The organism is Arthrobacter sp. NQ7 (assembly GCF_029581595.2).
GTDB classification, from domain to species: Bacteria; Actinomycetota; Actinomycetes; order Actinomycetales; family Micrococcaceae; genus Arthrobacter; species Arthrobacter phenanthrenivorans_B.
Genome location: NZ_JARFXU020000004.1, coordinates 139,124 through 151,482 on the forward strand (window position 1 = coordinate 139,124; position 12,359 = coordinate 151,482).

The window sequence follows — 12,359 nt, forward strand, 5'->3', positions numbered from 1 at the left end:
CTTTCCTTAGGTAAGTGTTGAGACTGCGAGGTTCAGGATGGTGGCTGGGCCTCCCTCGGCGGACAGCCAGGACTGCCGGTGTTCCGCCGCGGGGAAGACGAGGTCAGTCAGGACCACCGTGCCGCCCTGCGCAAAGACCTCCACGGAGCAATGGTCGACGACGATTTGCAGCTTAAGGACGCCGTCGTCGAGGACCAGCGGGGCTGATTCAACGGAAGGGAAGGTGGCGTGGAAGCCGGTGTCCCCCGAGTGCCGGCGGTCAAGGCTGAGTTGTGCACGGGCCGTGTCGTAGCTGAGCACTGCACCGTGGGTCCCGTCATTGCTGCCGAAGATCCGGAGCTCGACGCGATCAGCGCCGCCCGGATCAATGTCGGCCTCGATGACCTGGGCGGCGCCGGGGACCGCATCCGGCAGCCGAAGGGCCTTCCCGTTCAACGCTGTAACACCCATGGTCATGAGCGGGGCGGCGGCGGGAAGGCCTTCTTCTTCGCCGGGGCGTGCCAGGACCGGTCGCTGGACAAGGCGGGCTGCGCCGTTGACCAGGATAAGGCGGACCTCGCGGGCGAGGGTCATTGAGGAGCGCCAGGGGGCGGTGGGCAGTTCGTTGGCGTAGTCCCAGTTGTTCATCCAGCCGATGATGATGCGCCGCCCGTCGGGGGCGTCGCTGAAGGACACGGAGGCGTAGCAGTCGCGGCCCCAGTCAAGCCACAGGCATTGGCGCAGTGCTGCGGCTGCGGCTGCGGCTGAAGCGTCCAGGGCGCTGACCCCGCCCGGCACCGCCACGGAGCCTGCGTCCGGAACGAAGCGGACGCCGTCGAACTGGCCCACGAAGTACTGGCCGCCCGAACCTCCAGCAACCGCACCGGGATTAACGTTCACGATCAGGACCCATTTGGTATTGTCCGGGTCTCCGTCCACCGGGAGCGGAAAGAGGTCCGGGCACTCCCATTCACCGGCGTCGGCGTTGGCCGGGCCGAACTCGCTGAGGAAGTCCCACGATTTGAGGTCCTCGGACCGGTAGAGGACCACCTTCTGGTGCTGCGCTTCCACGGCGACCATGATCCAGCAGGCACCCTGCTCCCCTTGGTAGCGGAAGACCTTGGGGTCGCGGAAGTGCGCGGAGTTCCGGGTAAGGACAGGGTTTCCGTCGTACTTCTGCCACGTCAAGCCGGCGTCCACGCTGTAAGCCAGGGACTGCGCCTGCGTGCCGTGGTGTTCCGACGCGGTCTTGTAGGCGCTGGTGTAGATGGCCACGAGGGCAGGTGCGCCTGCCGTGCCGAAGCCGGAGGTGTTGCCGTGGTCCACCACCACACTGCCGGAGAAGATGTCCTCAGCCTCATCGCACGCGATGGCGACAGGGTGTTCCGTCCAGTGCACCAGGTCCGGCGAGGTGGCGTGGCCCCAGGACATGTTGCCCCACACGTTGCCGTACGGGTTGTTCTGGAAGAAGAGGTGGTAAAGGCCGTTGTGGAAGACCAGGCCGTTGGGGTCGTTCAGCCAGGTGTCCCGTGCTGTGAAGTGGATGGCCGGACGGAACCTGGCGGTCCCGGCCGGAGGTGTCTCCGGGCGTGCGGCATCAAGGAAGGTGGACATGTTTCGTGCGGTCCTCTGTGGAAGTGGAAAGGGTGGGCTGCTCAGCGGGGTGGCGCCGCGATGGAATCACGGCGTACCAGCGGGCACCCCAGGATGGTCGGGTGGAGGGCCATGAGGGAAAGGTCCGTTTTCCCCTCGACGGCGTCAATCAGGTGTTCCGTCGCCCAGGCACCCATCTCGTAATGGGGCAGGGCCACGGTGGTCAGGCCCGGGTGGAGGTTGGCCGCGATCAGTTCCTGGTCGTCAAAGCCCACCACGGAAAGGTCGGCGGGGATGGAGAGTCCAAGCTCCGCGGCGGCCCGGTAGGCACCCATCGCCATTCGGTCGTTGTAGCAGAAAAGCCCGGTGGGCCGGTCGCCGCGGGACAGGATCCGCAGGGCCGCCTCGTAGCCGCCGTGCACCTCGGAGACTGCCGACTCCACAGGTGCCGCGCCGCCGTCGAGCCCTGCCTCCGTCAACGCCGCCCGGAAAGCCTGGAGCCGCTGCCTCGTGGCCGGGACATCATCGGTGTTGTTGATGAACCCCACCAGGGTGTGGCCTGCTTCGAGGAGCGCCTGCACGGCCGCGCGCGCCCCGCCTTCCTCGTCCGGAATCACGGCTGTGATGTTTCCGTCGGTGGCCACGGAGTCCACCAGGATGGACGGAACGCTGCCCAGGTTGGCCGGCAGCTTTACGGTCCGGTGGTACATCGTGGCGTACAGAATCCCGTCAACCCGGCGTTCCAGGAGGGCTTCGACGTCGGCCTGCCGGGACTCCAGGGTGGCCGAGCCGGAGGTGTTGATGATCATGAGGTTGTAACCCCTGGCCTTGGCGGCCTCGTCGGCACCCAGGATGATCCTGCCCGCGTGGGGCGTGGTGGCGATGTCCTCGCTGACCAGGCCCAGCATGCCGGTCCTTTGGGTGCGGAGGGCCTGGGCAAGGCGGTTGGGGCCGTAGCCCAGCTGCTCGGCCACGGACCGGACCTTGTCCCGGGTTTCGGGACTGATCCGCGCATAGGAGACCTCGTTGAGGACGTGGGACACGGTGGTCACGGACACGCCGGCGGCGACGGCCACGTCCTTAATTCCGATGTTCCTGTTACTCATGTGCGTCCCACGTCCTTATGATCGGTGATGCCCCTGGGGGTTACCAGTAGGCTACTCGTTGCTTTGTTGGCTAGCCCTTGACGGCGCTAGCCCTTGACCGCTCCCAGCGTCATGCCTGCCACGATCTTGCGCTGCAGCAGGAGGGTGAGGAGGATGACCGGGATGGAGTAGACGGCGGCCAGCGCTGTCATGGATCCCCAGTCCAGGCCGAACTGGGTCTGGAAGTTGGCGATCACCACGGGTGTGGTCTGGGACCTGATTGCCGTCATCAGCAGGGCGAACAGGAACTCGTTCCAGGAGGCCAGGAAGGCGAAGATCGCGGTGACGGCGATGCCGCCGGAAACCACCGGGATCACCACCCGCCACAACGCTCCCAGCCTGCTGCAGCCATCCACCGTCGCGGCCTCCTCCAGGTCTTTCGGCACAGCCTCAAAGAAGCTGGACATCAGCCAGATAGAGAGCGGAAGCGAGATGGTGGTGTGCGCAATGGACAACGCGATGGGGGTGTCGGCAAGGCCCATGGAAGCCATCATGGACGCCAGCGGGATGCCGATGGCCACGGGCGGCACCATGCGGGTCACCAGGGCGGCCATGATGAAAATCCGGCCGCTCAAGGTCTTGTACCGGGTGATGCCGTAGGCCGCCGGCACCGCCAGCACCAGTGAGAGCACGGTGCTGATGACTGCCGTCTGGATGCTGTTGATGAACGACGCGGGTACGCCGCTGCGGCCCAGGGCATTGGCGTAGTTTTCCAGGGTCCATTCCCGGGGCAGGATGGTGGGCGGGACGGCGATGGTGTCGATCGGTGTCTTGAAGGACGTGAACAGCAGGTACAGGAACGGGAATCCGTAGAGCACCATGGCCGCTGCGAGGAGGACCCACAGCAGGGTGCGGGTGCCCCGCCGGCCGGCTTCCAGGCCTTCCCTGTTGACGCCGCGGCGTGTCCGCAGCTGGACGGTGCCGCTGCCGGCGGCAGGTGCCGTGGACGCCTTCCGCCGCGTCCCGGCGTCGTGCTTAATGGTAGGTGCGGTGCTCATCAGGAGTCCTTTCCTGGCCGCCAGATGGTTGCCACCGCGAAGAACGCGACGGCGAGCATCGCCAGCAGGTAGATGGTGCCCATGGCGCTTGCCAAACCGGGATCGCCAAACCGGATCATGGTGCGGTAGATCAGCAGGCTCATGGTCTCCGAGGCGGATTGGGGGCCTCCGTTGGTCTGGATGAGGATGGTGTCGAAGGCCCTGGCCGCATCAATGCCGCGGACCACCAGGGCGACGGCGATGACGGGGCGGAGCAGCGGAAGGATGATCCGGAACAAAAGCGCGGGGGCCCGGGCGCCATCCAGCCGGGCCGCTTCGATCAGGTCTCCGGGAATGTTCTGCAGCCCGGCGAAGAGCACCAGGCACATGAACGAGGTGGTCAGCCAAATGTCCGGGATGGCCACCGAGAACAGCACGATGCCGGGATCGGACAGCCAGCCGATCTGGTTGGGATCGGACAGGATGCCCGCCTGGTGCAGGAGGGTCCCGATGAGGCCGAAGTTGTCGATCATCAGGAACTTCCAGAGCAGGCCCGCCACGATCGGCGCGATCATCAGCGGGTACATGAACACGGTCCGCCAGATCTGGGAGCTGCGGCCCAGCATGGTGAACAGCAGTGCCATGCCAAGGCCCAGTGCGAACTCGAGAGTCACCACCACCAGGGTGTAGGCAAGGGTGCGCCACCCGGCGCCGGTGAAGGCCTCGGAGGCGAACGCCCTGAAGTAGTTGTCCAAACCCACGAAGTCGCGGGGACCGCCGGCGATCGGGGAAATCTTGTAGAAGCTGTCCGCCACCAGGCGGAACAGGGGGAAGGCCACAAAAACTGCCAGGAACAGCGCCGCTGGTGTCATCAGGAACAATGCAAAGCGGCGATCGGAGATACGCACGGTTTTCTCTTCCGCTGGTTGGGGCCGCGGCCGGCACCGCTCTTGCGGTGCCGCATCGGCAGGTGCCGGCCACGGGGCTCTTACTTGAGGAGGGCCTCGATCTGCTTCTTGGCGTCAGCGAGGAGGGTGGCGGAGTCACCGCCGGCGACGGCCTTCTGCAGCATGGGCACCAGGACGGTGTCCACGATCTGCTGCCACTTTTCGGTGGCCGGGCGGGTGGCGGTGGCCTTGCCGTTAAGGGTCTCGATCAGCGGCTTGAAGCTCTCGTAGCCGGGCTGGTCCTGGTACTTCTGGAAGGCTGAGATGCGTGCCGCCAGGCCCAGGTTCGATTCGATGCCCTTGTCGTTGTAGTCGTAGGCGCACTTGACGAACTTCTTGGCGGCCTCGGTGTTCTTGGTGGCCTTGGGGACGGTGAGGTACCAGGGACCGGGGACGCCGCCGATGCCGGCTGATCCGGCGATCATCGGGGCGGCTCCGACCTTGCCTGCCACGGCGGAGTCCTTGGGGATCTGGCGGTAGGCGTGCGCCCAGAAGCGGGTCATCGCCGTCTTGCCCTGGTTGAAGAGGTTTTGCGCGGCTGCCCAGTCCACCTGCGCTGCGCCGGAGGGCGCATCCTTGACCAGGCTGGTGTAGAAGTCCAGGGCTTCCTTGTGGGCGGCGTTGTCGATGACCACCTTGTCGCCGTCCATGATCATCGGGGAACCGGCCTGCAGGACGTGGGCCAGCCATTCGGTTTCCACGCCGCCCTTCACGTCAGTGCCATACATGCCGTCCTTGGTGAAGAAGGCGGAGATGTCCTGGTACTGCTTCCACGTGGTGGGGGCGGCGAGGTCGTAGCCGTACTTGGCCTTGAAGTCGGCCTTGTTCTTGGCGTCCTCGAAGAGATCCTTGCGGTACAGGATGATTTCGGCGTTGGTCCAGGCCGGCATGCCGATGAAGTGCCCGTCCACATTGGCTTCCTTGACCAGGGCCGGGAAGATGTCCTTCTTTGCTTCATCGGTGAAGAGTTCGTCGATGGGCTGGACGGCGTCCTTGAAGCTGGGGAGCCAGACCGAGTCCAGCGCGGCGACATCGAAGGAGACGTTGCCGGAGGAGAACTCGCTGGAGAGCCGGTTGAACATGCCGTCGTAGGGCAGTTCGACGAAGTTGACGTCAACACCGGCGTCTTTCTTGCACTGTTCGGCGACGCCGGTCAATTCGGCGTGGCCGCCGGCCTCGACCAGGACGTTGACGGTGTTGCTGCCGGCGCTTCCCGACGTGGCGGCGGGACCCCCTGCGCCGCACCCGGAGGCGGCCAGGGCGACGGCGGTGCAGATGCCGCCAATGGCGAGCCTGTTGATGATTCTACGAGTGGACATCTCTGTCGACTCACTTTCTCTCGAACGGAATGGTGAGAATGAGCTTTGGGGTGAAAAATCGTTTTGCCAAAACGACTTGGCATTCACTGTAGATCGGCTCGAGTTGGAGTGTCAAGGGTCACTGCTGTGCCAAAAACAGTGGAACATTTTGGCGTTGACAGTTCCCGCGCGGCCCTCCTAGCCTCGAACTATCCGGTCACGCCAAATCGGTTTGGCCTGCGCCTAACTTATGTGGCTCCACGTGAGCAAGGAGCTCCCTTACTTGCGGGCGCATGCATAGAGACCACCGAGACACCCGCCGTCCTGTGCTGCAAAAAATCGTGCCTTGCCGTGCCGGACAGCCATACATTCCACACTGCATTGAGGAGAAAAGCGTTGACGCACAACAAGTTGGCAGAGATGGATCCGAGCCGGCGCCGGTTGCTGGCCGCCGGCGCTGCAGCCACCTTTACCGGAGCACTGGCCCTCGGCGCTGCGGTACCTGCGCACGCCGCGGACAACCCGGACGGGTCCAACATGTACGATGTCACGTCCTGGAAGGTCAAGGGCCGGCCGGAGGTGACCGCACAAGTGGACATTGGTGCGGTGATCAATGACATCATCGCGGACATCAAGAGGCGCCAGGCCACGGCAGGCAGCCGGCCGGGCGCCGTGATCACCATTCCCCCTGGCGACTACGATCTTCGGACCCAAGTGATCGTTGACATCAGTTTCCTGACCATTGCCGGCTTTGGGCACGGGTTCTTCTCCCGCAGCATCAAGGACAACGTGGACACCACCGGCTGGCTCGAGCTGCAGCCTGGCGGCAGCCATATCCGCGTCCTCACTCCGTCAACAGCGCCGCAGGCCTTCCTTGTTCGCCGTCCGGAGAGTCCACGCCTGTCCGGGGTCGTCTTTCGGGACTTCTGCCTTGATGGCGTGGAGTTCCCGCCGGACGGCAACAGCTACCGGAACGGCATGACGGGCATTGAAGTCGCGTCGGACAACGATTCCTTCCACATCACGGGCATGGGCTTTGTGTATCTTGAGCACGCACTCATAGTCCGCGGCGCCGATGCCCTGCGTGTCCACGACAACATGATCGCCGAATGCGGCAGCTGCGTTGAACTTACCGGCGCCGGACAGGCAACAATCGTCAGCAACAACCTCATGGGAGCCGGCCCGGAGGGGGCCACCCTGCTGGCGGAGAACCACGAGGGTCTGCTCATCATCGGCAACAACCTGTTTCCCCGGGGCCGGAGCCTGGTCGAGCTGACTGGCTGCAACAGGTGCTCGGTATCTTCGAACAGGTTCCAGGGTTTCTCCCCCGGCATGATGCGGCTCACCAACAACTGCAAGGAAAACCTGATCACGGGCAATCACTTCCGCCGGGGCATGGAGGGCTTCCCGCCGTTCCTCGGTAGATCCAATGGCCTGGACGATCTGTACGGAGTGGTTCATATCGAGGGCGACAACAACCTCTTCTCCAATAACCTCATCGCCTACGACGTCTCGCCCGACAAGGTTGTACCGGCGAACGCCCAGCCCACAATGGTCCTCATCGCCGGGGGCAACAGCAACGTGGTGACCAGTACCCATGTGGTGAGCAACGTTGAAGCCCAGCACGTCGTCCTGGACGCTTCCACGGTCCGGTCGAAGGTGCTGGACAGTGGCCCCGCTTCCACGGTCACTTCCTACAGCGGCGATACTGCCATCCGGCCTACACCTTAACTGGAAACAGTACAGCCGCCTTCGCTGCCAACCAGGTGGAAGTGAAGACGGCTGTACTGAGGCCAAAACGCACCCGGACCAAGAGGAGCAGGGGATCCGGGTGGAGTTCCCTTGCCCGGCTCCCGGCTTGGCGGCCGAGGAGGGTCTTCTTCGACCCTTTGGTCCTTGACGTAGCCGTACCTTTCCTATTGCCGGCTAGGCCAACCTCGCCAGGGTCACGGCTTGGCGCTCGTGGCGCCGCCGTCGAGGCCCTGGGGCGGCGCGAGGTCCATTTCGAGCAGTGGGACCACTCTGGATTTGGTCTTGTAGCGGTGAATCAGCCACAGGGCGAGGAAGATGGGCAGCCCAATATAGGAGGAGAGCACCTCTGCTGTTCGTCCGGCCAAGACAGCTTCATAGTTTTGTCCTGCAATTACCAGGATCAGCAAAGCGAAGGCCAACAGGGGGCCGACAGGGAAAAGGGCAGCTTTGTACGGCAGGTCCTGGACGTTGTTTCCCTGGGCCAGGAAACCACGCCTGAAGCGATAGTGCGAGAGGGCAATCCCCGCCCACACGATGAAGCCACACAGGCCCGACATGTTCAGGAGCCAGGAGTAGGCGGTGCCTTGGCCGATCAGCGCGGAGAGGAACCCGAACAAACCCACCGCCGCGGTGGCCAACAGGGCCGGGATTGGCACTCCGCGTGCATTAAGTAGTCCGAAGATCTTCGGGGCCATGCCGTCGTGGGCCATGGCGTGAAGCATGCGGGTTGAGGCGTAGAGTCCGGAGTTGCCCGCCGACAGGATGGCGGTCAGGATCACTGCGTTCATTAGGGCAGCCGCGAAGGCGACGCCGGCACGGGAGAAGACCAGGGTAAATGGCGACGACGCTACGTCGGCTTCGCCGGAAGCCAGCAGGCTCGGATCCGTGAAAGGAATCAGGCATCCGATGATGAATATGGCACCGATGTAGAACAGCATGATGCGCCAAAACACGGTGCGGATGGCCTTCGGCACCTCGCGCCGCGGGTTCTTGGCTTCGCCTGCTGCGACACCCACCAGCTCGGTCCCTTGAAAAGAGAAGCCGGCGACCATGAAGACTGAGATTATCGAAACCCAGCCCCCGTGGAACACGTCACCGCGGTTTTCCCAGTTACTCAGCCCCGGGGAGTTGTCGCCGAGGATGCCGAAAATCATCAGCACCCCTGCGATCAGGAAGAGCACCACCGCGCCCACTTTTACCGCCGAGAGCCAGAACTCCGACTCGCCGAATGACTTTGCCGAGAGGGCGTTGAGGCCGGTCAGCATCACCAGGAAGATCCCCGCCCAGACCCATCCCGGCACACCTGGAAACCAGAAGTCCATGATGATTCCTGCCGCCACCAGTTCCGCCGCTACCGTGATGGCCCAGTTGAACCAGTAGTTCCAGCCGATCGCGAAGCCAAAAGACGGCGAGACGAAGCGGGTGGCAAAAGACTGGAAGGAGCCGGCGACTGGTATCCGGGCCGACATTTCGCCCAGTGACTGCATTGTCAGGAATACCATCAGGCCCACCAACGCGTAGGCAACGAGGGCGCCGCCGGGCCCAGCCTGTGAAATGGTGCTGCCCGAGGCTACGAACAGGCCGGTACCGATCGCGCCGCCGATGGCGATCATCTGCAGATGACGGCTGGTGAGCCCGCGTCTGAGCCCGTTCGTGGTGACAGCGGACCCGGGAGCCGACGTTTCCGTGGGGGAAGGTGCGTGCTGCGCTGCTGCGTCGTCCTTGACGTCAAGGGAAGTCCCACCAACAGGTGTCATGCCGTACCCCCCACGTGGAGTGGCGTGCCCAAGTCGAGGATTGCCATGTTGGCAGCTCGATCAGTGCAGGCAACGGTGACTGACGTGTCGAGCGGGCGGACCGGCAGCTTTCCACGGGTTCCGGTATAGGGACTGAAGTCCCTGGCCGGAGTGAGCGTGGCCGGGACTGAATCCGGGCCAATGCCAGGGGTCCGGCGGGAAAGGTTCCGATTGATTTCGAGCGCGTGGGAGCAAAGCCTCATAGTGCCTCCGAAAAGGTAGGTGCGGTGGATTCAGCCTTCCGGCGCTCCTGGGCGGGAAGGATGGTGATCAAGCTAACACATGTAAATGGAGGGACAGTTGGTGAAATGTTTGTTGCACTGCATAGCAGCCAACCTCTTATGCGTGACCAGCCGGCGGGAGGACTGAGCATAAGAGTTGCTGATCTTATTCAGCGTGAGAACAAGTGCAGTTGTCGAGCTGATAAGGGCTCATCCCGGCATGGAGCTGTACTGGCGCCACCAAATTCAAAAGACGACGCTCACACCTGATGGCGCCGGGGCGGGGACGCTCTTCTTCAGGAAGCGCGGGCCTATCGGCTTCCCGCATCCGGTACTTGCTGCAGCTCACGCGCGGTCCGGCGGGAGCTGGCGTTGGGTTCTTCCAGGGCGGCAACCATGCGACCAACTTGAATAACTGCGGCCCTGATCTTTACGGGATCGCTGATGGTCAAGAATTGGAGCATCAGACCATCCAGTGCAGCGAAGATGGCAAGGGCAACCGCGTTGTCTGCGGGCAGGCCCCGCTGCTGTAGAGCTTCTTCAACAGTCCGCATGTAGTTGGCGTAAAGCCGTTCCACCAGGCGCCGCACCTCCGGGTTTCGCCGGGATTCCAGCAGCATCTCAAATTGGAAGAGTTGCAGTTCCGGCTCGGCGGACACTGTCTTGATGAGCGAGTCGGCAAAATCGTCGTCAAAGTCGGCGATCCGCTCAAGGCCGGTCTCTTCAATTGACCGTTGTACAGCCCATTCCATGGTGGCAGCCAGGAGGCCTTCGATCGAGCCGAAATGGTGCCGGATGAGGGTGTGGTTGACGCCGGCACGGCCCGCTACCGAACGATAGCTGATCCCCTTCAGCCCCCGCTCCCCCACCACGGCAATGACTGCCGAGAGCAATGCTTCGCGTCCATCCCCGTAGGGCAAGCGGATCGAAGGCTGAGGCTGGGTCATCCACTAAGTCTAGTTCCCGCAACTGGTCGACAGGGAGACGTTGACACCACGAACTATACAAACGTATAGTTCTTGGTGTGGCCGAGGTCACTTACAGCTTTGCTCGATTGCTATCAGCTTCTTCCCCGGATTGTTCGGCGCACTGACGCGCAGAAACAGGGGCACCATTTCTCCCGCACCGGCCCAACGCCCGTGCACTCCCGAAAGAGCCATCGCATGAATCAAGAATCAGTCGACGTACCGACGAGCATTGGGTTGGAAGAGCGCGGGGACTCCGCCGGTCCGATGGGTTTGAGAGCCAACAAACTTGGCGTCCTTGCCATTGCCTTTTTCGCCATTGCCGCGGCAGCGCCCATGGCTGCCGTGGTGGGCGCCAGTCCGGTCCTGTTCTCTGCCTCTGGGGCCGGAACACCGGTCATCTACGTTATTGCTGCGTTGCTTGTTGCCCTCTTCTCCGTCGGCTACCTCCGAATGAGCCGGTACATTACCAACGCCGGTGGTTTTGTCGCATACATGGCCAAAGGGCTCGGAACGAAATGGGCGACCGGTGGTGCTGGGATTGCCATCGTGACCTACCTCAGCCTGCAAATCGGGCTGTGGTCCCAGTTCGGCGTCTTCGCCCAGCTCCTGATTGAAGGAATCACCGGTCTTAACATCCCGGTCTACCTCTGGATCGCCGTGCTGCTCGCAGTAGTGACCGCGCTGACCATGCGCGGAGTCGACGCCAGCCTCAAAGTGCTGGGAGTTCTCATTGTCGGCGAGGCCTTTGCAGTCGCTGCCCTGGTGGTGTCCCTCATCGCCCAAAAGGGCATCAGCATCTTCACCTTCGATGGCTTCAATGGTTCCAACGTCTTCGGACCCGGCCTGGGAATCTCCCTGCTCTTTGCGTTCGCCTGCTTCACCAGCTTTGAAGCAACGGTCGTCTTCGCCGAAGAAGCAAAAGAACCCCGCCGCACTATTCCCCGCGCCGCCTATTTCGTCATCGCCTTTGTGGGCATCTTCTACACCATGTCCACATGGGCCATCAGCGGCGCCATCGGCATCGACAACATCCAGACCGTCGCCACGGACAACCCCGCCGGCATGATCTTCGACCTGGCCGAGACCAGCGCAGGCTACTGGCTGAGCATGACCATGCAGATCCTGGTAGTTACCAGCTTCCTGGCCATGCTCCTCGGCCTCGCCAACATGTTCTCCCGCTACCTCTTCTCCCTTGGCCGCGCCGGCGCTTTGCCTCAGAAGCTTTCCGCCGTCTCCAAGACCGGGGCCCCGCACGTGGCCGGGTTCATCAACGGAGTCGTCGTCCTCGCCGTCATCAGCATCTTCCTGCTCGCAGGAGCTGACCCCATCACCACCGTCTTCTCCTGGTTCGTCGCCCTGGGAACAGCCGGCTTCATCACCATCCTGCTGGTGACCTCAGCCGCGATAGTGCTCTTCTTCGCCAGGAACGGCATGCGGGACAACCTCTGGGTCACGGTCATCGCACCCTCCCTGTCATTCCTCGCATTCATCGTCATCGGATACCTGACGCTGGATAACTACGACGCCCTGCTCGGCGGCGCCGGCGGCGTTGCACGCTGGCTTCTGCTCGGTATCCCCCTCTTCTTCGTGGCCGGAATCGCCCGGGGAGCACAAAAGCCCTCGATCAACTTCGCCGCGGTCATCGGCTGACCCAGCCGCACAACCTGTCCCCACACAATAAAA

9 protein-coding genes are annotated in these 12,359 nt (G+C 63.2%); 2 read left to right on the top strand and 7 right to left on the bottom strand.

Annotated elements, in window-relative coordinates; translation table 11 throughout:
* Window positions 1-6: 6 nt before the first annotated feature.
* The 5 genes from PUN71_RS06840 to PUN71_RS06860 form a co-directional block, all read right to left on the bottom strand.
* Window positions 7-1,593, bottom strand: a complete 1,587-nt coding sequence (locus PUN71_RS06840) for a glycoside hydrolase family 32 protein (protein ID WP_277797806.1) — start codon at window positions 1,591-1,593, stop codon at window positions 7-9.
* A 41-nt stretch (window positions 1,594-1,634) separates the two neighbouring features.
* Complete coding sequence (locus PUN71_RS06845) at window positions 1,635-2,678, bottom strand: LacI family DNA-binding transcriptional regulator (RefSeq protein ID WP_277797807.1); 1,044 nt, start codon at window positions 2,676-2,678, stop codon at window positions 1,635-1,637.
* An 86-nt stretch (window positions 2,679-2,764) separates the two neighbouring features.
* Window positions 2,765-3,715: a carbohydrate ABC transporter permease gene (locus PUN71_RS06850; RefSeq protein WP_043449604.1), complete on the bottom strand. Its 951-nt coding sequence runs from the start codon at window positions 3,713-3,715 to the stop codon at window positions 2,765-2,767.
* The gene (locus PUN71_RS06855) at window positions 3,715-4,602 is read right to left on the bottom strand and encodes a carbohydrate ABC transporter permease (RefSeq protein ID WP_277797808.1); all 888 of its coding nucleotides are present in this window, start codon (window positions 4,600-4,602) and stop codon (window positions 3,715-3,717) included. The genes PUN71_RS06850 and PUN71_RS06855 overlap by 1 nt, the downstream gene beginning before the upstream one ends.
* An 80-nt stretch (window positions 4,603-4,682) precedes the next feature.
* On the bottom strand, window positions 4,683-5,960 hold the full coding sequence (locus PUN71_RS06860) for an ABC transporter substrate-binding protein (RefSeq protein ID WP_277797809.1): 1,278 nt from the start codon (window positions 5,958-5,960) through the stop codon (window positions 4,683-4,685).
* Between the two features lie 399 nt (window positions 5,961-6,359).
* Between PUN71_RS06860 and PUN71_RS06865 the strand changes: the two genes are divergently transcribed.
* Window positions 6,360-7,670 (top strand): NosD domain-containing protein, encoded by a 1,311-nt coding sequence (locus PUN71_RS06865; protein ID WP_277797924.1) that lies wholly within the window; start codon window positions 6,360-6,362, stop codon window positions 7,668-7,670.
* A gap of 215 nt (window positions 7,671-7,885) precedes the next feature.
* Here PUN71_RS06865 and PUN71_RS06870 read toward each other — a convergent pair whose 3' ends face one another.
* Both PUN71_RS06870 and PUN71_RS06875 read right to left on the bottom strand, forming a co-directional pair.
* A complete protein-coding gene (locus tag PUN71_RS06870; protein ID WP_502860184.1) occupies window positions 7,886-9,304 on the bottom strand; it encodes an amino acid permease in 1,419 nt (472 codons plus the stop codon).
* A 715-nt stretch (window positions 9,305-10,019) separates the two neighbouring features.
* Window positions 10,020-10,655: a TetR/AcrR family transcriptional regulator gene (locus PUN71_RS06875; protein WP_277797811.1), complete on the bottom strand. Its 636-nt coding sequence runs from the start codon at window positions 10,653-10,655 to the stop codon at window positions 10,020-10,022.
* Window positions 10,656-10,871: 216 nt separating this feature from the next.
* Between PUN71_RS06875 and PUN71_RS06880 the strand changes: the two genes are divergently transcribed.
* Window positions 10,872-12,326 (top strand): APC family permease, encoded by a 1,455-nt coding sequence (locus PUN71_RS06880; protein WP_277797812.1) that lies wholly within the window; start codon window positions 10,872-10,874, stop codon window positions 12,324-12,326.
* Window positions 12,327-12,359: the final 33 nt, after the last annotated feature.